At 74.1% G+C, this 22,612-nt stretch carries 14 protein-coding genes; 9 read left to right on the forward strand and 5 right to left on the reverse strand.

Annotation, left to right across the window (positions count from 1 at the left end):
- Window positions 1-15: 15 nt before the first annotated feature.
- Window positions 16-1,029: an aldo/keto reductase gene (locus AB0N81_RS00690; RefSeq protein ID WP_365354391.1), complete on the forward strand. Its 1,014-nt coding sequence runs from the start codon at window positions 16-18 to the stop codon at window positions 1,027-1,029.
- A 6-nt stretch (window positions 1,030-1,035) separates the two neighbouring features.
- On the opposite strand, the gene AB0N81_RS00695 is transcribed toward AB0N81_RS00690, so the two are convergent.
- The 3 genes from AB0N81_RS00695 to AB0N81_RS00705 form a co-directional block, all read right to left on the reverse strand.
- Entirely contained in the window at window positions 1,036-2,160 is a 1,125-nt protein-coding gene (locus AB0N81_RS00695; protein ID WP_365354392.1) for an aminopeptidase P family protein, read from the reverse strand.
- Window positions 2,161-2,223: 63 nt separating this feature from the next.
- Window positions 2,224-2,769, reverse strand: a complete 546-nt coding sequence (locus tag AB0N81_RS00700; protein ID WP_365354394.1) for a PDZ domain-containing protein — start codon at window positions 2,767-2,769, stop codon at window positions 2,224-2,226.
- A 307-nt stretch (window positions 2,770-3,076) separates the two neighbouring features.
- Complete coding sequence (locus AB0N81_RS00705) at window positions 3,077-3,946, reverse strand: LysR family transcriptional regulator (RefSeq protein ID WP_365354823.1); 870 nt, start codon at window positions 3,944-3,946, stop codon at window positions 3,077-3,079.
- 95 nt (window positions 3,947-4,041) lie between these two features.
- On the opposite strand from AB0N81_RS00705, the gene AB0N81_RS00710 reads away from it, so the two are divergent.
- A complete protein-coding gene (locus tag AB0N81_RS00710; protein WP_365354395.1) occupies window positions 4,042-4,791 on the forward strand; it encodes a hypothetical protein in 750 nt (249 codons plus the stop codon).
- A 29-nt stretch (window positions 4,792-4,820) separates the two neighbouring features.
- On the opposite strand, the gene phsA is transcribed toward AB0N81_RS00710, so the two are convergent.
- Entirely contained in the window at window positions 4,821-6,719 is a 1,899-nt protein-coding gene (gene phsA / locus AB0N81_RS00715) for an O-aminophenol oxidase PhsA (RefSeq protein WP_365354396.1), read from the reverse strand.
- Window positions 6,720-6,880: 161 nt separating this feature from the next.
- Entirely contained in the window at window positions 6,881-9,046 is a 2,166-nt protein-coding gene (cyc2, locus tag AB0N81_RS00720) for a germacradienol/geosmin synthase Cyc2 (RefSeq protein ID WP_365354397.1), read from the reverse strand.
- 316 nt (window positions 9,047-9,362) lie between these two features.
- On the opposite strand from cyc2, the gene AB0N81_RS00725 reads away from it, so the two are divergent.
- The 7 genes from AB0N81_RS00725 (at window position 9,363) to AB0N81_RS00755 (ending at window position 22,596) form a co-directional block, all read left to right on the forward strand.
- On the forward strand, window positions 9,363-9,851 hold the full coding sequence (locus AB0N81_RS00725; protein WP_365354399.1) for a hypothetical protein: 489 nt from the start codon (window positions 9,363-9,365) through the stop codon (window positions 9,849-9,851).
- Between the two features lie 79 nt (window positions 9,852-9,930).
- Entirely contained in the window at window positions 9,931-12,078 is a 2,148-nt protein-coding gene (locus tag AB0N81_RS00730; protein WP_365354400.1) for a hypothetical protein, read from the forward strand.
- Window positions 12,051-17,714: a CHAT domain-containing protein gene (locus AB0N81_RS00735; RefSeq protein WP_365354401.1), complete on the forward strand. Its 5,664-nt coding sequence runs from the start codon at window positions 12,051-12,053 to the stop codon at window positions 17,712-17,714. The genes AB0N81_RS00730 and AB0N81_RS00735 overlap by 28 nt, the downstream gene beginning before the upstream one ends.
- On the forward strand, window positions 17,711-18,079 hold the full coding sequence (locus AB0N81_RS00740) for a hypothetical protein (protein WP_365354402.1): 369 nt from the start codon (window positions 17,711-17,713) through the stop codon (window positions 18,077-18,079). The genes AB0N81_RS00735 and AB0N81_RS00740 overlap by 4 nt, the downstream gene beginning before the upstream one ends.
- Entirely contained in the window at window positions 18,072-18,503 is a 432-nt protein-coding gene (grpE, locus tag AB0N81_RS00745) for a nucleotide exchange factor GrpE (RefSeq protein WP_365354403.1), read from the forward strand. Before AB0N81_RS00740 ends, grpE begins: the two co-directional genes overlap by 8 nt.
- The gene (locus AB0N81_RS00750) at window positions 18,500-20,641 is read left to right on the forward strand and encodes an Hsp70 family protein (protein WP_365354404.1); all 2,142 of its coding nucleotides are present in this window, start codon (window positions 18,500-18,502) and stop codon (window positions 20,639-20,641) included. Before grpE ends, AB0N81_RS00750 begins: the two co-directional genes overlap by 4 nt.
- Window positions 20,638-22,596: an Hsp70 family protein gene (locus tag AB0N81_RS00755; protein WP_365354406.1), complete on the forward strand. Its 1,959-nt coding sequence runs from the start codon at window positions 20,638-20,640 to the stop codon at window positions 22,594-22,596. The genes AB0N81_RS00750 and AB0N81_RS00755 overlap by 4 nt, the downstream gene beginning before the upstream one ends.
- Window positions 22,597-22,612 lie beyond the last annotated feature (16 nt).

Genomic DNA, 22,612 nt, shown 5'->3' on the forward strand with positions numbered 1-22,612 from the left:
AAGGGGAGGCGGAACATGAAGCAACGATTCCTGGGCCGGACCGGGCTGCGCGTGAGCGAACTCTGCTTCGGCGCGATGATGTTCGGCAGCGGCGCGGACGAGGCGACGTCGCACCGCATGCTGGACGCGTTCACGGAGGCCGGCGGCACGTTCATCGACACGGCCGACATGTACGGGCGGGGCGTCTCCGAGGAGATCCTCGGCCGCTGGCTCAAGGGCCGCCGCAGGGACGAACTCGTCGTCGCCACCAAGGTGTTCGCGACGATGAGCGACGCGCCGAACGCCGGCGGGCTGAGCCGCAAGCACATCGTGTCGGCGGTCGACGCGAGCCTGCGGCGCCTCGGGACCGACTACATCGACCTCTACCAGACGCACGTGTGGGACGCGACGACCCCCGTCGAGGAGACCCTGTCCACCCTGGACACCCTCGTGAAGGCGGGCAAGGTCCGCTACCTGGGAGCGAGCAACCACTCCGGAGCACAGCTGCAGAAGGCCCTCGACGTGGCGCGGGCGCACGACTGGGAGCCGTACTCCTGTCTGCAGCCGTTCTACAACCTGCTCGGGCGCGAGGTCGAGTGGGAGCTGCTGCCGCTCAGCGCGGCCGAGGGCGTCGGCGTCATCCCGTACAGCCCGCTGCACGGCGGCTGGCTGTCGGGCAAGTTCCGGCGCGGCATGGAGACACCGCCCGAGGGCACGCGGGGAGCGGGTTCCTGGGAGGAGCGCGCCACCGAGGAGACCTGGCAGGTCGTCGACGCCGTCCTCGAGGTCGCCGAGGAGGCCGGGCGCACCCCGGCGCAGGTGGCGCTGCGCTGGCTCCTCCAGCAGCCAGGGGTGACCGCGCCGATCGTCGGGGCGCGGTCCGTGGAGCAGCTGACCGACAACCTCGGCTGCGTGGGCTGGGAGTTGACGCCCGAGCAGCACGAGCGGCTGACGACGGCGAGCGCCCGTCCGCTGCCGTACCCGTACAACGTCCTCGCGTACTACCCGGGCCGCGAACCGCGCACGGGCCCCCGCACGGACTTCGGCTGACGGCCCTCAGCTGACGATCGCCATCTCGCGGGCGGTGGCGTTCAGCCGCCGCCCGCCCTCCTCGGTGACCGTCACGATGTCCTCGATGCGCACTCCGAAGCGTCCCGGCAGATAGATGCCGGGCTCTACGGAGAAGCACATTCCCGGCACGAGCGGCTGCTCCTCGCCCTCGATCATGTAGGGCGGTTCGTGGGTGGTGACGCCGATGCCGTGCCCGGTGCGGTGGATGAAGTACTCGCCGTACCCGAACTCGGTGATCACGTCGCGGGCCACGCGGTCGATGTCCTGGCACGTGGCGCCCGGCCGCACCGCCGCGCACCCGGCCGCCTGTGCCTCGCGCACCACGTCGTGGACACGCTGCTCCTCGGCGGTCGGCTCGCCGACGTGAACGGTGCGGGAGGTGTCCGAGCCGTAGCCGTGCAGCAGGCCGCCGAAGTCGAGGACGACCATGTCGCCCCGTTCGATGACGCGGTCGCCCGCCTCGTGGTGCGGGTTGGCGCCGTTGGGGCCGGAGCCGACGACGGTGAAGTCCACCTGGGAGTGCCCGAACCGCCGCAGCAGGTCCGCGAGGTCACCGGCGACGTCCGTCTCCCTGCGGCCCGCGAAGGGCACCTTCTGGATCTCCTCGTACGCCGCGTCGGCCGCCGCGCCCGCCGCCGTGAGGCGCTCCAGCTCGGCGGCGTCCTTGACGGCACGGAGCATCGGGAGCGCCTGGGTGAGGGAGACGTACGAGGTGCCGGGCAGCGCCTGCTGGAAGCCGAGGAGGTGCATCGCCCAGGCGTTGTCGCTCACTCCGAAGCGTCCCGACACGTCCAGGAGGGGCGCGGCGACGGCGTACGGGTCCTTGCCGTCGGTCCAGTCGCGCAGGGTGAGGGCGGGGGCGCCGGCGGCGCGCGCGGCGTCCGGGGCCTCCAGGGTCGGCACGACGAGGACGGGGTCCTGGCCTGCGGCGAGCACGAGGACCGTCAGGCGTTCGGTGATCGCGGTCGGCTGGTACCCGGTGAGCCACACCAGATCGGGTCCCGGGGCGACGAGGACGCCCGCGAGACCCGCGTCCGCGGCCGTGGCGGCGGCGCGCTCCATGCGTGTCCGGTAGTCGTCGGCGGTGAAGGGCGCGGGCGCGCTGCTCATGAGGACCTCCTGTTGTCTACGTCAGGAATCCTGCCCCCGGCGGCCCGCGAGCGCGAACCCGGGTCACGTCACGACGCCCGGCCTGACCGAGAGGACCTGCCGGCCGCCGCCCATGTGGCGCACCGTCAGGGTGACCGCCTTGCCGGGGCGCGCGGCGCCGACGGCCGAGGCGAGTTCGGCCGCCGAGCCGACGCGGGTCCCGCCGAACGCGAGCAGGGTGTCGCCGCGCACCAGGCCCGCGGTGTGGCCGGGGCCGGGGATGTGGACGCCGACCAGCAGGGCGCCCGGCCCTGCGGTGGCGTCGACGGCCTCGATGCCGAGGGTGGCGGTGCGGGCGGGGGCGGCGGGCGGACGTGGGCCTCCCTTCTGCGGGGGCGCGGGGGGTTTCGGCGCGGGTTGCTTCGCGGTCCCGGGAGCGGCACCCGGACCGGTCGCGGCCCCGGGTGCGGTCCCGGCCCCGGGAGCGGTCGCGGCCCCGGGAGCGGCGGCGCCGGGCATGCCCTTCCGCATCTCGTCCCGCATGTCGGCGAGCTTGCCCATGCCGATGACGGTGGCGCTCACGGTGCCGAGGCCGATGCCCGTGAGGAGCAGGACCGCTGAGAACAGCACTCCGAGCAGCAGGGTCCTCAGGCTCTTGCCGCGGCGCCTCGCGGCGTGCGGCCGGTGGCTCTTCCCGGGTTGGGGGCTCTTCCCGGGCTGGGGGCTCTTGCCGGGTTGGGGGCTCTTGCCGGGCTGGGGGTTCTTCCCTGCCCGGCGGCTCCTTCCCGGCCGGGGGAACCTCCCGAAACGCTTTCCGGGGGCCGGGCCCAGGTTCTGGCCGGGGTGCCGACCCGGCATCGGCTTGGGACGCAACGTCGTCTGATCCATGGCTCGCCTCCGGCCACAGCTCTACCCGGAGTGACCCCGCGGCGACGCCTCACGAACGGGTGACGTCCAGCTGTGCGGTCAGTGCCGCCGCGGGTCCGCGCAGGGCGCCCGCGTGGAGGAGCTCCGTGCGGTGGACGACGCGGGGCGCCGTCAGCGGCACTGCGACCGTGCCAGGCGCCTCGGCGGCCACGGGCCGCGGCAGCAGGGCGAGGCCGTGGCCCGCGGCGACCAGCGCGGCGAGGGTGCGCAGATCCGTGCCGTCGTAGCGCAGCGCGGGCCGGAAGCCCGACGTGCCGCCCGCGGTGCGGAGTTGGGCCAGGGGCAGGGCCGTGCCTGGGGCGTCCAGCCAGCGGGCGTCGACGAGGTCACCGAGGCGCAGACCGGTGCGGCGGGCCAGCGGGTGGTCCTCGGGGAGCAGTACGGCGACGGGCTCCTCCGCGATGCCGCGCGCGGTCAGCGGCGCGACGTCCGGCAGCCGCAGGGGGTCCCTCGGGGCGGCGAGGCCGTCGACGAGGCCGAGGTCGGCGGCGCCGGTCGCGACGGCCGCGGGTATCTCGTCGCGCGGCAGCACGGAGAGGGTGACCCCCGCCGGTGGCAGTGCCCGCACCGTCCGCCGGGTCAGCGCGGTCGGCGTCGCCGCGAGCGTCAGGCCGTGCTCGGGGGCGGACGCCATGCGGACGACCTCGGCGCGGGCCGCGTCCAGCCGCAGCAGCAAGGGGCCCGCGTGCTCCAGGAGGCGCGCGCCGGCCGGAGTGGGGGCCACCGGGCGTCGCGTCAGGAGGGCGGCGCCGAGATCCTGTTCCAGGGCGGCGATGTGCTGGGAGACGGCGGACTGGGTGTAGCCGAGCTCGCGGGCGGCGTCGGAGAACGAGGCGAGGCGGGCCACTGTCACGTACGTGCGCAGGAGGTGCGGGTCCATGCTCCCCAGGATCGCGTACGTCATCAGGAACGCTTATGGAGGGTGCAGATTTCATCGTTGGACGTGAACTGCGGGCTGCGCCCAGGATGATCGGCATGACCACAGCAACGCACGCCCCAGTCCTCGGCGCCCCCGCAGCCCGCGCCGCCCGCATCGCCCTCGTCGGCGACCGCTCCCCGAACGTCACCGCCCACACCCGCGCCCCGCTCCTCCTCGACTCCCTCGCCACCCAGGACCACCTCGTCCTCGACGCGTACTGGATTCCGACCGAGGACGCCGAGGAGCCGGACGCCGTGCGCGGCTTCGACGCGGTGTGGGTGCTGCCGGGCAGCCCCTACCGCAGCGAGGCGGGCGCGCTCGCCGCGATCCGCACGGCGCGCGAGGACGGCGTGCCCTTCCTCGGCACCTGCGGCGGTTTCCAGCACACGCTCCTCGAGTACGCGCGGAACGTGTGCGGCCTGACCGGCGTCGCGCACGCCGAGAACGACCCCGGCGCCGACGACCTCCTCATCGCTCCGCTCGCCTGCTCGCTGCTCGGCCACGAGGGCACGGTGACCCTTGCCCCGGGCTCGCTCGCCGAGTCCGTCATGGGGGCCCGCACGTCGGTCGAGCGCTACCACTGCTCCTACGGCCCGAGCGCCCACCTCGACACGCTGCGCGAACACGGGCTGCGCTTCACGGGTGAGGACGAGGAGGGCCGGCCGCGGATCGCCGAACTCCCCGGCCACCCCTTCTTCCTGGCCACCCTCTTCCAGCCCGAGCTGGGCGGCGACGACTCGCGCCCGCACCCGATCGTGCGGGCACTGGCGCGGGCCGCCGTACACCACGCGGGCGTGGCCGCCTAGCCTCCGTGACCGCCTAGCCCCGTGTCCGCCTAGCCTCCGTGGCCGCCGTGGCCGCCGCCGTGCCCCGCGCCGTGGTCGAACTTCAGGGCCTCCTTCGGCATCACCACGAAGGGCCGCATCATGCCCATGTCCTCGTGCTCCAGGAAGTGGCAGTGGTACATGAACCGGCCGTACGCCCCGTCGAACTTGCCCATGACGCGCAGCATCTGTCCGCCGGGGACCCGGAAGACGTCCTTCCAGCCGCGCTCGTTCGGAGCCAGCGGGACGGGCCGCCGCGGATCGACGGCGACCGGTGCGCGGGTGCCGCCGATCGTGACGTCGAAGCCCGAGACGTCGTACGTGTCCCGGCCGAGCAGCTGGAAGTCCGCCAGGTGGATGTGCATCGGGTGGAGCACCGGCGGGTTCACCGCGAGGTTCAGGAAGCTCCACTGCTCGTGGCTGCCCTCGGCGATGGTGATGCCCAGGCCGTCGTTGAACGTGCGGGCGGTCCGGCGGTACGTCTTGACCTTGCCGTCCTCGCCGCGCACCTGGATGATCCCCTCGGTCGGGACCTGGATGTCGCCGGGCTCCTTGATCTCGGCCATCTCCCAGATCTCGGGGTGGCCGCCGCCGCCCTTCGTGGCGGGCGGGGTCAGCACGATCAGCCGGTGGCCGTGCTGGATGTCGTGAGTGAGGGGCCGGAACGAACCCGAGAGGACCTCGGGAAGTTCGAAGGTGTCCGGCTCGGCGCACTCGCCCACCCGGAACTCCATGACCTGCGGATAGCGCACGTCGTTCGCCACGTCGGGCACGCCGGGCAGCTGGCCGCGCCCCTTGTTGACCAGCCGCAGCCGCCGCCCGGCCAGCGCTCGGAAGTCGATGAGGAGGTCCATGCGCTCGGCCGGTGCGACGGTGAGCGCCGGGAGGGCCCCTTCGAAGTCGACGGGCACGGGACGCGGCAGGAGCCCGCCGTCGCTGCCGATCTGGTGGAGGACGCCCTGCACGGGGTTGTTGTCCTCGTCGACCAGGACCAGGTCGTAGATGCGGGCGTTCGAGGCGTTGACCAGGCGGAAGCGGTACCAGGCCGCGTCCACGTCGGCGTACGGCCAGATGCGGCCGTTGACCGTGGTGTAGGGCCCCGTGAAGGGCAGGGAGACCGGCTTGCCCGTCTCCGCGTTCTTCGGGTCGACGATGGTGGTCTTGTGCAGGAGACGGCCGTTCAGCCGGTTGTCGCCCTCGTCCGTGTCGAGGTTGCGGTCGGCGATCAGCAGCGGTATCTCCCTTTCCCCGCAGGGGAGTTGGAGTGCGTCCTCCTCGTCGTCCCGGACGAGATACGTGCCGTAGAGACCGGCCATGACGTTCCACCGCGTGATGTTCATGGCGTGGTCGTGATACCACCACTGGACGGCCTGGTGGTCGTTCGGATACTCGGAGAGCTGGGCGTCGCCGAAGCCCACGGCGTTGTCCGCCCAGCCGTCGTTGCCGCCGCCCGTCTGGGCGCCGTGCAGGTGGGTCACCGACCAGGCGGGCAGGGCCGCCACGTCCTTGTTCGGCTCGACTCCGGCGCGGCCGGGCAGCGTGCTGGGCGGCGGGTCGGCCCGCGGGACCTCGACGGCCGTGACGGGATACTCGCCCTGCGGAATGCGGTTGGTCCAGGCGATGCGGATACGCTGTCCGCGCCGCACCTCGATGGTGGGGCCCGGCACCGAGCCGTCATACCCCCACATCAGGGTGGGTGGCAGTTGCGGGTGCAGGCGCACCCAGGTCGGGCGCAGCGCGATCTCGGTCTCTTCCCGCACGTCCGCCGAGTCGGGCCGCAGGACCGGCGGGACGGTCAACGGCGCCACGAACGGCGTCAGTTCCCCGTCGGCGGAGACCTTCGCCTCCGCCTGCGCCTCGGCCTCAGCGCCCGTCAGCCCGTCCGTGATGCGCTCGATGATGTCGGTCACGATGGAACACCCCCGTGTTCATCCCCCGTTGCGCGGCCGCTCGAAGGCCGCCTTCACTCCAGAGGACTCCTGGCGCACCGGCGAAGTTCCACGAACCCTGCATTCCGGATGAAACCATCCGAAGGGGGCCCGGCCGGCACGTCCGGCGAGGCCCCGTCGGATCAGCGCAGACCGGCGATCGAGGGCACCCTCGGCACCCGGTCGGGCACGAAGCCGTGCGCGCGCCTCGCCAGGTCCTCCGCGCCGTACCGCCGGCAGTCGCGGTGCCAGTTCACGATGCCCGCCAGCCAGTTCCGCAGGTCCGCCACATAGCCGTCCATGGCCGCGCGCGCCTCCCGCGACAGCGCGAAGTCGTCGTACAGGACGGGGAACTCGTGCGCGGCGACGTGCTCGAACTGCCGCATGCGCTGCGTCGTCAGGTCGTGGACGACACGCAGTGCGGTCGGGTAGTCGCAGCCGAAGAAGTTCTGGACGACCAGGATGCCGTTGTGGATCTCGCCCTCGTACTCGATCTCCTTCTGGTACGAGAAGATGTCGTTCACGAGCATCGCGTAGTCCATGGCGGCGTTCTCGAGGGAGCGGACGGGGCCGCTGCGGTAGATCTCGGGCGGCACGGCGGGGCCGTGGCCCATCCGGCACAGGCTCATGGTGAGGTCGGAGCCGAAGGTGGCGCGGCGCATCTCCAGGTAGTCGACGGGGTCGGGGACGCGGTTGTACAGCTGGTTGAAGACCTCCCACACCCAGCTCTCCGTCATGACCCCCACGGCGTCCCGGAGCGTCCGGCGCTGCGCGTCGGTCATGTCGCGGGTCGTGCGCCGCCACAGGTCGAGGAGGCCGCGCTCCATGGCGTTCGTGGGCTCCTGGACGGGCTCCCCCGCGAGGGTCATGCACGCGTTGAGGCGTTCCGTGCAGAGCTTCGCGGCGGCGAGGTCGCGGCGGTGGCCGAAGACCAGGGGGTAGTAGTCGTCTCCGTAGGTGCCCCAGGCCAGCCACTGCGAGCTGAGGTCGAGGGCCTCCTGCGAGCCGTCGGGGTCGAGTCCCGCGGCGCAGAGCGGCAGGTCGTTCGCGTCGAGCTTGTCCTCGTCCCAGACACCCTCCCCCAGGATGCCCATCGCGTGCGACCACCCGGTGAGTGTCTTTCGCGAGGCGTCCAGGCCCGCGTTGAGCCGCAGCGGGAACGGCATGTACAGGTCGGGGATCTGGGAGGGGCCCACCTTCTGGAAGGGGACGTGGGTGAAGGACCGCAGCCGCTCCGCCCCGGCGGCCGCGAGCAGTGCGCCCATGTCGGTCCCCGAGGTCCCGATGCCGGTGGGCCCGGCGAGCGGTGAGCTGTCGAGCGCGCCCTCGTTCATGTACCGGCTGGAGCGCAGGTGCCACTCGTGGCCGCCCGACTGCCAGTCCTCCAGGCCCCGCGTGTACGCGGCGACCGCGGCGAGTTCGGGCGGGGTGAGGCCCTTCTCCAGGGCGAGGGCGGGCACTTCGGTGGCGGCCGTGTGCTCGAACTGGTGCAGCCGTGAGGTCAGGATGTCGTTGACGGTGTCGGCGGCTTCCTGGGTGGTGCAGTCGAAGAAGGTCTCCAGGACGAGCACTCCGTTGCTGAGCTCGCCCTCGTCCTGGACCTCGCGCTGGTACGAGAAGAGGTCGTTCCGCAGGTGGACGCCGTCACTGAACGTCTCCATGAGCACCCGCAGCGGCCTGGACCGTGCCACGGCGGCGGGCACTTCGGCGGTCGCGTACTCGATGAGGCCCGCCGACCAGGGGGCACCGCCCACCTTGCGGCGCATCTCGATGTACTCGACGGGGTTGGCGATCCGCCCTTCGTTGATGTTGGACAGCTCCCACATCGACTCGTTGAGCAAGTGCTCCGTGGATTCGGCGAAGCGGCGGCGCCAGTCCTTGGACATCGCGGGCACCGTGCGCGCCCACAGGTCGGCGAGGCCCGCCTCCACGGGGTTGCGGGGCTCGGGCACGGGCGTCGAGAGGTCCATCGGCATGAAGAGGGGCAGGCGGTCCAGATGGGCCTTGCCCGCCGCGCGGTCCTGGGTGCGTTTGTACATGTCCAGGAAGTGGTCGTCGAAGAAGAAGACCCACACGTACCAGTCGGTGATCAGCGACAGTGCGGGGCCGTCGCAGTCCGGGTGGGTGTAGGCGCACAACAGGCCGTAGTCGTGCGCGTCGAGGTCGCTCTGCTCCCAGATGCCGGAACCTTCCAGCATGCCCATCTCGCGCGCCCACTCCGAGGAGTGCGCCCGCGCCTCCTCCAGGTGCGGGTTGAGCCGCGCGGTGTACGGCATGTAGAAGTGCGGCAGTTCGAACGGCTGCGTCATGGCCCGGCCCTACCCGGGTACCCCGACCGGCATCCGTACGGGAGCACATGATCGCACCATCGCGTGAATCGGGGGCGCCACGGGGCGCGTCGGGGGCGCGTGAGGTATGGGACCACGGCGCCGCCGGACCCGCTCACGCCGCCCCGGAGCCATGCCCGGGGCCGGCCCGGGGGCCACACCCGGGATCGGCGGGAGCCACGCCCGGGATCGGCCGGAGCCACGCCCGGGATCGGTCCCACCGAATCAACGGTTTCGCCGCCTACGCACGGCTCACGCCTCTAGGCTGCCGTCCACGCCCCCGGAAGGAATCACCTCCATGACCGATGCGCCGCCGCGAGCGGAGCTGCTCCTGGACCGAGAGGTTCCCGAAGAGCTGCGCCAGGAGCTGGTCGCCGCGTTCGACGGGCTCGGCGCCCCGCCGGTCCGCGTCCGTCGCACCCTCGTCCACCGCGGCGCGGCCGACATCCCCTGGGTCGTCCTGGCGTCGCTGCCCCTCCAGGCATTCCTCAGCGGCCTCGGCGCGGAAGCCGTCAAGGACGCGTACGAGGCGTTCAAGGGTGTCGTACGACGGACGGCGCGTCCCGCGTCGCCCGCTCCCGGCACCCTGGGCGAGGCCCGGGAGGCGCGGCCGATGCTGCTGCGGGACGCGGCCACCGGACTCGACGTCGTACTGGAACCCGATCTGCCCGCCGAGGCGTACGAGTCGCTGACCACGCTCGACCTGAGGGAGTTCGCGGTGGGGCCGCTGCACTACGACCGCGCCCAGGGCCGCTGGCGTTCGGTCCTTGACGAGGCCGCCGGCTGACCCGCCGGCCGGAGGACGCGGTGGTCCCGCCGCCGCGGATCGGGGGGTGAAGGTGACTGCGCGGACCGCGAGTACGGACTTGACCCAAGCCGGACAGGCGTGCGCCGACGGCGAGTCGGCACTGTCGAGGGGCGACACGACGGCTGCGGAACACCACTTCCGGCACGCGCTCGCACTGATCGGGGCGCAAACGGGCGACAGCACCACAGAGGACGTCGCCGCCACGGCCGCGGGGGACACCGTCACCGACGACGCGACCGGGTGCGCGCGCCTCGCCGCGCGGGCGTTGACCGGGACGGGGCGCGTCCTGCTCGCCCGCGCAGAGATCGCCGCCGCCGAGGCCAAGTTCGAGCGGGCGCGTGCCTTGCGCCCTGCGGCCGCGGGACCGTTGCACTGGCTGGGCTGTGCGGCCGCGCACCGCGGGGACCTCGCCGCGGCGGAGCGCCACCTCACCGCGTCCCTCGCCTGCGCCGTCCCGCACAGCCGCAGCCTCGTCCAGCGCGCCTACGTCCGCGCCCGCGCGGGCGACGTGGCCGCCGCGCTCAGCGATCTGCGCACCGCCGCCCTGGCCGCGCCCCTCGACGACGAGGCCCGCTGGGTCGAGGCGGCTCTGTCGGGCCGCTCCGCGCGCGAGGTCGCGCTGCGGCTCCGCAGGGCGGCCCTCACCGCGCCGGGGGCTCTCGGTGAGGGGACGAAGACTCATGACGAAGGGGCGGGGACTCCCGACGCAGGGACGGGGACTCACGATGGAAGGAACGGACTGCGGGCCGGAGAGCTGATCGACGCCGCGCGCGGGCTCGACCCCACGCCCTGGTCCTTCGTCCCGCTGCACGCCGTGGCGCTGGTGCGGAGCGGCCGACGCGCCGCCGCGCTCGCGCTGCTCGACGACGCGGTCCGGCACGACCCCGCCGACCACCGGGTCACCCACACTCTCGCCGTCGCGCTCCTCAACTCGCCACCTAAAGAGGGCAGTTCGCTGTGGGAGCGGTGTGTCGCCGCCTGGGCCGCCCTGCTGCACGACGCCGGGTTCTGGGAGCACGCCCTGACCACGGCCGCCCGGCGGTACGGCGTCCCCGTCGACCCCTCCCTGATGCCCGCCCTGCGCGCCGGGGTCCGCGAGGTGCTCGAACGGCGCATGCCCGACGACGGCGCCACCGCCCGCGTCGCGCCCGGACCGCTGCTCCAGCGCGAGGCCGACGCCGCGAAGCTGCTCGCGGCCGTCGGCGGTCTCCCGTCCGCGGGAGGCGGCGGGGGCCCGCTGTTCTGCGGGCCGCTGCGCATCGCGGAGCTCGGCAGATCGGCGGAGTTCGGCGCCTTCGCCGCCGCGCGGGACGCGGCGTCCGCAGCGTCCGCCGCGTCCGCCGCGCCCGCGGCCTCTTCGTACCCGTCCCTCACCTACGCCTTCTCCGAACTCGGCTTCGCACAGCTCCTGTTGGGCCAGGACAAGGCGGCCGACGCCCTCGCCGCGCTCTCCGAGCTGCGCTGCCCCGGCTGCCGGGCGGGCGGCGGGCCCGGGGCGGCGGCCGTGTGCGAACCGGGATGTGCGCGCTTCGACGAGCTGAACCCCGGTTACGCCGGTCTCCCGGACAAGCACCGCAGGCTCTCCCTCGACGCGCGCGGGCTGGCCCTGGAAGCGCGGCTCAGCATGGGACGCGCCGAATTGGCCGCCGTCCGGCCTGACTTCGGGGCGGCGGCCGCGTACTGGCGGCGCGCGCTGGTGCACAGCAGGGAGCTGGACCGCTACCGCGAGACGCAGACCGCCGTCGTCGACATGGCGCTCGGCGCGGCGCGCGCCGCACACCGCGAGGGGCGGCTGAGTCTCGCCGTGGACACGCTCGACATGACCCGTTCGGTCATCGGCGCCAACGCGCGGGCGCGCCTGGAAGGCCAGCTCGCGCGGGTGCTGGCCGACCGCGGGATCTCCGTCGCCAACGACGAGGAGGCGCTGTTGGACCAGCCCGCCGCCGATCTGCGCCGCTCCGTCGCGTTCAACCCGCATCTGCTGCGGGCGCAGGTCAGCCTCGGCGCCGTGCTGCGTGGGCTCGCCGGGGCCCGCTGGAGCTCCGGCAGCCTGTCGGGCGCGCGGGTGACCCTGCGCGAGGCCGTCGACCGGCTCACCGCGGCGCTCGCGCTCTTCCCCGACGACCCGGACCTCGAGGAGCAGCGGGAGGCCGCGGTCGCCGACCTCGACCACGTCATGTGGCAGCCCGACGAGAGCGAGCAGTGACGGCCGTGCTCGCCTACGAGGAACTGCGCATCCGGGTCCGCCGCGTCGGCGCGGCCCGCTATCTCGTGACCGCCAACGGCCCGGCGTGCGCGGCGGAGGTCATCGCGGTCGGCGGGGAGCCCGCGGCGTTCCGCGAGCAGTGGGACCGGCTGATCTCGGCGGAACTCGGCCTGGAGCCGATGGGCGAGCAGCACACCGTGACGCGGTTGCGGGCGCTCGGCCGGGGCGTCTTCCGGCTGCTGTTCGGCGACACCGGTGCGCAGGAGGACAGCGCGGACGAGTCCTGCGAGGGGGTCGGGGCCCATGTCGGCGTGTGTGTCGACGCGGCGCTCGACCGCGCCCAGCGGATGCGTCCGGCGCGCGGGCTGCGACTCCGCTTCGACCTGCCGCCCGAGCTGCGCGACCTCCCCCTGGAGTCGCTCTGCGCACCGCCGGGCAGCCCTCAGCAGTCGCTCGCCCTCAACCACGGCTATTCACTGGTGCGTTCACTCGCGGGCGGGCCGCTGGGGCAGCGGTTGCCCGAACCCGCGGACGAGCCCAGCCTGATCCGGCTCCTGGTGGTCTGCGCGTCGCCGAGCGGGCTCGACCCGCTGCGGGCCGCCGCGGAGGTGGCCGCGCTCCGCCACGACCTGCCCGAAGTGGCCGTGCAGACAGCGGTGTTGGAGCGGGCGACGCGCGCGGGCCTGGAGGCGGCGCTCGGCGCGCACGCCGAACTCCCCACGGCGGTGCTGCTGATCGCGCACGGAACGTACGACCAGGAGATCGGTCAGGGCGTGGTGGCCCTGGAGACGGAGACCGGCGGCGTCGACCGGGTGCCCGCGGATCTGCTCAGCGCGATGCTGCTGAAGGCGCGGCGGCTCAGGCTCGTCGCCCTCAACCTCTGTTCAGGGGCGGACAGTTCGCACCTGGAGCCCTTCTCGGGGCTCGCGCAGGCCCTGATCGGCGGGGGTGTGCCCGCCGTGGTGGCGATGCGGGGGCGGGTCAGCGACGTGTCGGCGGGCACGTTCAGCCCCGAGCTGCTGAAGGGCATCGCGGCCAACAAGACCGTCGACGAGGCCGTCGCCGCCGCGCGGCTGCGCATCTCCCACCAGCCGGAGCACACGGCGGTGGAGTGGGCGACGCCCGCGCTGTTCCTGCACGAGGGGTGCCGGCAGGGCTGGCTGTTCAAGGCGCGTGAGGTGCGGGACGACGAGTTCGGGGCCGGGGCGGTGGCGGACCCGCTGCGCGAGGGCGCGGACGCGCTGCGGACCTTCCAGAGCCCGTTCGGCCATGTCGGCTCGGCGGTCCTGATCGGCGCGGCCCGCTTCCAGCGCGACCTCGGGCACTGGGCGCAGGTGCAGCGAATCCTGCGGACACCGACGCAGAGCTACGCCGACGAGCAGCGCCGGATGCACGCCGAGGCAGCCTTCGAACTGGCCTGGCCCGAGCTGGAGAAGCTGTGCGTGCTGCTGGCCGGGGAGCGGGACGCGGCGGGCGCAGAGGCACAGCTCGACGTCGTGCGGCAACTGCTGCCGGGGCCGCTGCCCGGGGCGCTCGCGGCGGAGGTCGCCGGGCTGCGGCGGCTCGCCTCGCTCGTCGAGGAGGCGCGCGCCGCGGAGGCGTCCTGCGACTGGGCCACGGCCATCGGCCGCTACGAGGAAGTGCTCGCCGCCAGGCCCGGCGGGCCGCGGGACGTGCCGGAGCGGCTCGCGGCGGCGCGGGACGAGCTGCACGTGGCCCGCACCTGCGAGGCCGCCGACCGGGCGCGGCAGGCGGGCGACTGGGGGGCGGCGGCGCAGGGCTACGCGGCCGTCCTCGCGCTGCGGCCGGGCCACGGCACTGCCACGGCGTGGTCCTCCTACGTGGACGGCCGGACCGCCGAGGCGCGCGAGGAGTGGCGGGCGGCCGAGGCAGCGTACGCGGCGTGCGCGGGGCTCGACGACACGGCGGTGCGGGCGGCGTACGCGCGGGGGCGGGCGGCGGCGGAGTTCGGGGACTGGCCCGCGGCACGGGACGCGTTCGCGCAGGCGGGGCCCGAGCGCGGCGCGTGGGAGGCGTACGCGGCGGGCAGGGCGGCGGAGCTGATCGGCTCGTGGACCGCGGCCCACGAGAGCTTCGCGGCGGCGGACGGCTTCCTGGACAGCGGCGTACGGCTCTTGTACGCGCGTGGCTGCCGGGCGGCGGAGCAGGGGCACTTCGCCGGGGCGCTGGCCGACCTGGAGGCGGCGGCCGCGCAGGGGTGGCGCGACGCGGAACCGTTCCTCGGCGACCTGCGCGCGCACGTGTACGAGGCGGCGCTGGCCCGCGCGGACGCCGCGGACTGGCCGGCCGTGCTCTCCCATCTCGCTCCCCTGCCGGACGGCTTCCGCGCCACCCGCCCCCTGAGGGCTTACGCGCAGGGCCGGTCGGCGGCGGCCGCGGAGGACTGGGAGGTCGCGGCCAAGGCTTTCGAGGAGTGCGGGAGCGTCGGGGGCCCGGAGGCGGCGGGGCACGTTCCCGCCGACGCGCGGGACCTGTGCGCCTACGCGCGGGGCCGTCTCTGTCAGGCGCGGGGGCAGTGGGACGAGGCGCTCGCGCTGTTCGGCGGGCTGCCGTCCGACGTGTCGGACGTGCCCGACCGGGTGCTGTACTCGCGCGGGCGGGCCGCCGACGCGCGCGGTGAGTGGAACGGCGTCATCGACGGGTTCGGGCGGCTGCCCGACGGTTACGCGGACGGCGAGGTGGGCGTCCGCCGCCTCTACGCACGCGCCCGCGTCGCCGCCGATCTGCGCGGCGACTGGGCGGCCGTCCTCAGCCTCCTCACCGGCGTACCGGACGCGGCGCGCGAGGGCGCGGTGGCGGCGCTGCGCCGCAAGGCCGAGGGCCGCCGGGCGGAGGAGGACGGCGACTGGGCGGCGGCCTCCGCCATCCACGGCCGGGCGTTCCCCGACGGCGTCCCGGACGCCGCCGACGCCCCCGACCACGAGGCCGCCCACCTCTACCGCTACGCCCTCGCCCGCACCCACGAGCAAGACGAGCGCTGGCAGGAGGCCTTCGACGTCTACCGGCCGATGGACGACGGATGGGCCGACGTCGGCGCGCGGCGGCGCCACGCACAGGCGCGGCTCGGCGAGGAGACCGCCGCGGGGGCCGAGGACTGGCGGCGGGTCGTCGAGGCGTACGAGGCGTTGGAGCGCGAGGACGTACAGGGCGTGGACGTCGCCGCGCGCGGCCGCTACGCGCGCGTGCGGGCCGCCGAGGCCGAGGGGGACTGGGCCTGCGTGGCCGCCGAGGCCGACGCGCTGGGGACGCACCGCGACGCGCCCGCCGTCGCCGCCTACGCGCGCGGCCGCCTCGCCGACGCGCACCAGGAGTGGCAGCGGGCCGCCGACGCCTTCCGGCAGTGCCCCGGGCACCGCGACGCCGACGCCCATCTGGCGTACGCGGAGGGGAGGTTGCTGGAGGCCGCGGGGCGGTGGAGCGCCGCCGTCGCCGCGTACGAGAGGGCGGGCGGCGCCCTCGACCGGGCGGACGTGCGGTGCCGCAGGCTGCGGCGGCTCGTCGGGCTGCTGCCCTGGGCGGACGGGCTGACCAGCTCTCCCCTGGTGGCCGACCCCTTCGCGGTGCGGGACCGGACGTTCCCGTATCTGGCCCTGCGGGACGCGGGGGTCGACCCCGGCGCCTCCATGGACGTGGTCAAGAACGCGTCGTACGCCCTCCTGGAGCGCGGCTCCATGTCGTGGCACGAGCGCGTCGCCCTGGAGCGGCTGCGGCTGCCGGGGCGGCGCCTTCAGCTCGACGCCCTGCTCTACCGGTGGCACTCGCCCGCCGCGCTGCGGGACGCGCTCGCCACGCTCTCCCCGGACGAGGGGCACGGCCTCCTCGACGCGCTGTGCGAGCGCTCCCCGCAGGACGCCCCGCTGCTGCTCCTGCTCGCCCGGGACCGGGAGGCGGCCGCCGCCGAGTGGGAGCGGCGCCTGAAGGCGGCGCCCGGCGACATGGCCGTGGTGCACGGGCTCGCCGCGGCCCGGCTGTGGCAGGCGCAGGAGCTGGAGCAGAGCGGGGCGTGGGAACACGCCGTGCACGCCTGGGAGTCGGCGCTCGCGTACTGGGCGACGCTGCTCAGCGACGACGAGTACTGGGACGGCTGGCGCGTCGAACGCGCCCTCGCCTACGAACGCGACCTGACGCACGACGACATGGCGTCGCTGCGCTGGGAGCTCAGCCAGCACCTCTTCGGGCAGCTGTCGGCCTACGAGCAGCGGCACACCGAGCAGGACCGGCCCCAACAGGCGGCCGCCTACCAGGCGTTGGCGTCGCTGCTGGAGTCCGAGCTGGGCGGCGCGCGCGTCCTGAAGGACGTGGGCGGCCTGCCGTCCGTGCCGGGCGCGGGCGCCACCCTGGCCTGCGGGCCGCGCTATCTGCGGCTGCTGCGCCTCCAGGAACCCCTCGCGGAGCTCGCCGCGGGTCTCGACGCGGCCGCCCAGCAGGGCAGGGACCCGGGCGAGTACGCGGTACGGGAACTGCGCTGGGCCTTCTCGGAGCTGGCGCGGAGCTTCGCGCTCTCGGAGGTGCGGAAGTTCGAGGCCGCGCTGCGGTCGCTGCCCGCCTTCGCCACCCTGACCACCCTGCCGGACGACTGCGCCGGGCCCGCGTCGCAGGCGGCGCACACCGAGGAGTGCGGGCACTGCCGGGACTTCCTGCGGCGCAATCCCGCGTACGTACGCCTGCCGCGGCGGCACGCCCGGCTCCTCCAGGACGGCGTCGAGCTCTCCGTGCACGTCCGCCTCGCACTCGCGAGGACGGCCCTGACGCGCGGTGACGGCGGGCTCGACGAGGCGCTGGCGCACTGGGGCGAGCTGGTGAAGGTGTCCCGCAACGCCGGGATGCAGGCCCGCTCCAAGAAGGCGGTCATCCGCACCGTGCTCGGCCGGGTCGAGGCGCTCACCGACGAGGAGGGCGTCCAGCTCGGCGGCTGCCTGGACGAGGCCGTCACACTCGTCGAGTCGGCCCTCACCGTGCTGCACCCGCTCGACCGGGAGCTGCTCAGCCAACTGCACGCGAAACTCTCGGCGTTGCTGTCCATGCGGGGTGTGTGGCGCGGCTACACCCGCACCAAGCACGGCATGCGCTCCGACATGCACGGCGCGGAGACCGACCTGCGCCGGGCCCTCGCCCTCAACCCGGAGTCGAGCCACGCCCGCGACAACCTCGCGCGTGCCTTCGTCTTCACACTCGACGAGCGGACGTACGAGGTCCCGGCGCGCCTGAAGCTGCTCCACGAGGCGCTCGGCCTCCTCGACGTCGGATTGGGCCAGGCGCTGACGCACCGCTACCGCGAGACGCTCGGCGAGGCGCTCGACGAGATGGAGAAGCTGCTCACCCGGCACCTCGGCGTCGAGGGCATGGGCGAGCTGATCCGCAGCGACGGCCAGGAGCCGCCGCCCGACGACGACGATCTGGCGGGCTGGGCGGCGGAGCTGACGGACCGGGCCGAGCGGGCGCTGCGCGGCGGCGACATCCTGTGGGCCCTGCACCACCTCATCCGCGCCACCCGCGCGGAGCCCACCGACAGCCGGATCAGACGCGCCCTGCTCGACGCGGTGCACCGCTGGCTCACCGAACTCACCCCAGGGACCAAGGCGTACGAGAAGGAAGAAGGAAGAAGCGTCACGTGATCAAGGACCCTTCCGCCGACGGGGGCGGCCCCTCCCCCTACGACCTGCTCGCCCCGGCGGGCGTGACCCCCTGGACGTCCCACAAGGACATGCAGGACGTCTCCTTCGAGCTGCTGGCCCGGCACCTGATGACGCCGGTCACCCAGCAGGCGTGGGACGAGCTGCGCGGCGTGCGCCGCAGACTCCTCGTCGACCTGTTCCTGTACGGGGTGGACCCGGCCGCCGACATCCCCCTGGCGGTGGCGGACATCGACCGGTCGACGGCCGCCGTACCGGACCCGCCCGGACCTCAGGACCCGCCCCCCGGCCCGCTCCCGGAGGCCACCGCGCGCCTCCTGGACGACCTGATCCGCTTTGATGTCTGACCCGACGGCCCGGCTCGCCTACGAGCACGCCCGCGACCTCGCCGCCCGCGACGCCGCCCACCGCGCGCTCACCGAGCGGCTGTTGCTGCGCCTGGCGGACGCCCTCGACTCCTTCGACCGGCTCCTCGCCGACGGCGCGGCGAGCGATGTGGAGACGTACCGCGGGAGTCTGGCGCTGATCGCCGCACAGCTGGAGAGAGACCTGGCCGAGGAGGGGCTCGAACGCGTGGGGCGCGTCGGCGAGCGGGCCGAACCGGCCACGCACCACGTCGCCGACGTCCGCGCGGCACCGCCCGGAGCGGCGGGCGACGAGGTCCTGGAGGTTCTGCGGCGCGGATATCGGTACCGGGGGCACGTGCTGCGCGCCGCCCGGGTGGTCGTCGCCGTCGACGGCGGCACGGAGCAAGGGACGGAGCGGGAATGAAGGCCATCGGCATCGACCTCGGCACCACGAACAGCGCGGTCGCCGCCCACGATCCGCACCGGGCGGACATCGCGGTGCTCACCAACAGCAAGGGCGAGCGGCTCACGCCGTCCGTGGTCGGCGTCGTGCACCGCGACGGCAGGGACCAGCCACTGGTCGGCGAGGACGCGCTGAACTGGGCGATCAGGCAGCCCAAGGAGACCATCGTCTCCGTGAAGCGCCTGATGGGCCGGGACTTCGCCGACGCGTCGGTGGCGCGGGCCCGCGACCGGATGAGCTACGAGATCGTCGAGGGGCCCGACGAGGACCCGCGCGCGTACGTGCTGCTCGGCGGGCGCGCCCGCACCCCCGCGGAGATCTCCAGCGTGATCCTGGACAAGCTGGTCAGGGACGCATCCCGGGTCCTCGGCGAGCCCGTGACGCACGCCGTGATCACCGTGCCCGCCTACTTCCGGGACGCGCAGCGCGCCGCCACGCGCGAGGCCGCCGAGAAGGCGGGCCTGGTGGTGAAGAAGATCGTCGACGAGCCGACGGCGGCCGCGGTCGCCTTCGGCCTGCACAAGCCGGGCGGCGCCCGCAGCCGGGTGCTCGTCTACGACCTGGGCGGCGGCACCTTCGACATCTCGGTCCTCAACGCGGTCAAGGACCAGGAGGGCAGGAGCCAGTTCCAGGTGCTGCGGGCGGCCGGTGACATCTGGCTGGGCGGCGACGACTTCGACCTGGCGATCGTGGAGCGGATCATCGCGTGGATGCGGGAGGAGCACCACGTGGACCCGGCCACCGACAAGGCGTTCCTGTTCCAGGCGAAGAAGGCCGCCGAGCGCGCCAAGCGGGAGCTGAACGACCTGCCCGAGACGTACATCGTGATCCCGGCCGCGTACCGCAGCGAGAACGGCGTCCTCGACGTCGAGATGAAGCTGACGCGCGGCGAGTTCCAGGGGATGATCGCGCCGCTGGTGGCCAGGACCATGAGCCTCGTCCAGGAGTCCCTGGCGCGCTACGAACTGTCCACGGACGACATCTCCGACGTCCTGCTGGTCGGCGGCGGCACCCTCACCCGTCCCGTGTACGAGGCGGTCGAGGCGTTCTTCGGCGCGGACAAGGTCCGCAGGAACATCAACCCCATGGAGTGCGTCGCCTTCGGCGCGGGCGTGCTCGCCGAGACGCTGCGCGGCGTCGAGTGCTCGGACCCGGAGTGCGCGAGGCTCAACGATTACGGGGCGGACGCCTGCGGGGCCTGCGGCCGCAGCCTGGCCGACGGCCGGTCCAAGGGCGACACGGGGCTGTACGAGTCGACGCCGATGGCGATGGGCATCGCCGCGATCAAGGGCAGTCAGCGGGACGTGTTCGTCGAGATCATCGAGGCCGGCTCGCCCTATCCGCTGTCCGAGCCGCGCCAGCGGACGTTCCACGCCACCGACAGCCGCCGCATCCGGGTGCCGGTCTACGAGGGCGACAGCAAGGTGGCGAGCGAGAACCACGAGCAGGGCGTCGTCGAGTTCGAGCTGCCGCAGGAGATCGAGGTCAACCGCCAGGTGGACGTCTCCTTCAACTACTCGGCGGACCGCATCATCACGGTGAAGATCGCCGTACGCGGCACGGACATGGTCCTGGAGGCCACCCCCAACCGGGAGAAGCCGCGCACGCCACCGCCCGAGCCCGTCGAGGAGCTGGACAGCGCGGTGCTGCGCGAGCAGCTGGGGTACGCCGAGCGGGAGGCCGACCACTTCCTGAAGCGGTACGGGCCCTACATCGAGCCGGTGCAGGCGATGAAGGTGCGCCGCGACATCGAGCAGGCGCAGCGGGCGGTCGCGATGGGCGACAGCGGCGAGTACAAACGCCTCACCGAACTGCTGCTCGACGACATGTACCGGCAGTGCGGTCTCGCCAGCCAGTTCCGGCAGGCGGAGCTGGCCTCCGAGGGCGCGCCGCCGGAGACGGTCCGGCAGATCAACGAAGCAGTCGAGTACGTCAAACAGGCCCACCGGCAGGGCAACCGCGTGGGGACCGCCCAGCAGGCACGCAACCTCGTGAACCTGGTGGCGGTCGCCCAGTCCGAACGGGCCGTGCCGACGCTCCCCGACAAGCCGGACTACGAAGGCATCCTGCGGTTCGCCGAAGAGACGGCAGGCGGATGACACAGGCGCGCCCTGCGACGGGGGCGGCGGCGCCCGTCAGCCTCGGCATCGACTTCGGCGCCACGGGCATCCGCGCGCTCTACGCCCTGCCGGACCGGCCGGGGCGGCGCCTCGACGCGGAGTGGGGCGACGGTCCGTGGCTGCTGTGCGAGCCGGCCGAGGTGGGCGAGCTGCCGGTGACGTTCCCCAGCCTCAAGAGCCGCCTGGGCAGCGGACGCCCGGTGCACATCGGGGGGAAGCCGGTCGACGCGGACCGGGTCGTGGTGCGCCTGCTGCGGTCGGTGCGCGAGCGTGTGGAGGCGGCGGCGCCGGGGCGCGTGGCGCAGACCGTGATCAGCGTGCCCGCGCGGTTCGGCTCGGCGCAGCGGGCGGCGCTGCGGGACGCGGCGCGCGAGGCGGGCCTCGATCCGACGCGGCTCGTCAGCGACTCCATGGCCGCGGTGATCGGCCACATGACGGAGCGCGACAGCGGCACGTGCCTGGTCTACGGCATGGGGTACGAAGGGTTCGAGCTCGGCCTGATCCGCAGTGTGCGCGGCCACTTCCGCTCCCTCGGCTACGAGGGCGGTGCGACGTCGGGCGGGCGCGCCTTCGACGCGGAGACGCTGTCGACTGCGGTCCGGCTGCTGCGCAGGCACCGGGGCGCCGCCTCGGTCACCGGCGTCGACGCGGCGATCTGGCAGGGGCTTCGCGCGCGCGGGCAGGAGGCGCGGGAGGCGCTCGGCGCGCCGGGCGGCCCGGAGGCGGCGGTGCTCGACCTGGAGCTGGGCGCCGGGCCCGCGCTGTGGGTGCGGATCGCGCGGCCCGACCTCGACGCGTATCTGGACCGGCATGTGGGGCGCACCCTCGACCGCGCCCGGGCGCTGCTCGACCAGTCGGGGATGGTGCCGACGGACGTCGACACGCTGCTCCTCGTGGGTGGCAACACCCGTATGGAGCAGGTGCGTTCGCGGGTCGCGGGGCTCGGCGGTCAGAGCGTGCAGGCGCCGCCCGAACTCCTCGCCCTGGGGGCGCTGAAACACGCGGTGCGGCTGGCGGGCGGCGCGGCGTCGTCCGGTCCTGCCGCCCTGGAGGAAGGCCCGCTGGAACCGGCAGCCTCGGCCCAGGACACGCTCTCCGACGCACCGCCGCTCACGGCGACGCTGGTGGGGGTCGAGGAACGCGGGTCGGCGCCGAGCCCTCCCCCGGACCCGCGGCTCCCGGGCGGGCCGGGGGCCGGGCGCGATGCGGGGGCCGTACGCGATGCGGGTGTCGTACGCGATGCGGGTGCGGGTCCCGTACGCGAGGTCCACGACTCCCGCGACATGGGGCAGGCGCGGCTGCTCGTCCGGCAGGGGCGGCAGGCCGAGGCCGCCGCGCTGCTGCGCGGGATCATCGCCGAGGCGCGGGAGCTCCTCGACGGCCTGGACCGCCCTCCCCCACCGCTGGCCACCACGCCCTCTCCCGCCGCGTCCCCTCCCGCCGAGGCCGCTCCGGGGCCGGCCCTCGACCACACCTCGCGACGCCGGCTCGCCCGCGCTCAGGCCCTTCTGTCGCTCGGCCGGTACGACCACGCCGTGCAGGCCGCCCACATCGCCTGGCAGGACGCGGCGACCAGGCCGGCCGGCGCCGACATGCTGGACGCGATGATCGACGTGCACTGCGCGGCGGCGATGGCGGACATGGCGCCCGAGCACTTCGCCGACGCCGAACGGTGGCTCAACTGCGCGTACAACCACGATCCGACGAACGTGCGCGTACGCGGTCTGCTCGCCGAACGCACGTTCCGGCACGCCGTGGAACTGGACCGGCGCGGTGAGCGGGATGAGGCGATCGAGGCCCTGGGGAAGTGTCTTACATGGGATCCTGAACACGCCGACGCGGAGGCGCTTTTGCGGCGGCTGAACCGTGACGGCAGGAACCGGCGCGGCAGGGGGGACGTCCTCGGACAGAGGCCCCTCGATCCACCCACGTAAGCAACCACGTGAAGCA

This window comes from Streptomyces sp. NPDC093510 (assembly GCF_040683555.1).
GTDB lineage: Bacteria > Actinomycetota > Actinomycetes > Streptomycetales > Streptomycetaceae > Streptomyces.

Coding starts and splice junctions, on each gene's coding strand:
- AB0N81_RS00690 (WP_365354391.1), top strand. CDS start 16: ATGAAGCAACGATTCCTGGGCCGGACCGGGCTGCGCGTGAGCGAACTC.
- AB0N81_RS00695 (WP_365354392.1), bottom strand. CDS start 2,160: ATGAGCAGCGCGCCCGCGCCCTTCACCGCCGACGACTACCGGACACGC.
- AB0N81_RS00705 (WP_365354823.1), bottom strand. CDS start 3,946: ATGGACCCGCACCTCCTGCGCACGTACGTGACAGTGGCCCGCCTCGCC.
- AB0N81_RS00710 (WP_365354395.1), top strand. CDS start 4,042: ATGACCACAGCAACGCACGCCCCAGTCCTCGGCGCCCCCGCAGCCCGC.
- cyc2 (WP_365354397.1), bottom strand. CDS start 9,046: ATGACGCAGCCGTTCGAACTGCCGCACTTCTACATGCCGTACACCGCG.
- AB0N81_RS00725 (WP_365354399.1), top strand. CDS start 9,363: ATGACCGATGCGCCGCCGCGAGCGGAGCTGCTCCTGGACCGAGAGGTT.
- grpE (WP_365354403.1), top strand. CDS start 18,072: ATGTCTGACCCGACGGCCCGGCTCGCCTACGAGCACGCCCGCGACCTC.
- AB0N81_RS00750 (WP_365354404.1), top strand. CDS start 18,500: ATGAAGGCCATCGGCATCGACCTCGGCACCACGAACAGCGCGGTCGCC.
- AB0N81_RS00755 (WP_365354406.1), top strand. CDS start 20,638: ATGACACAGGCGCGCCCTGCGACGGGGGCGGCGGCGCCCGTCAGCCTC.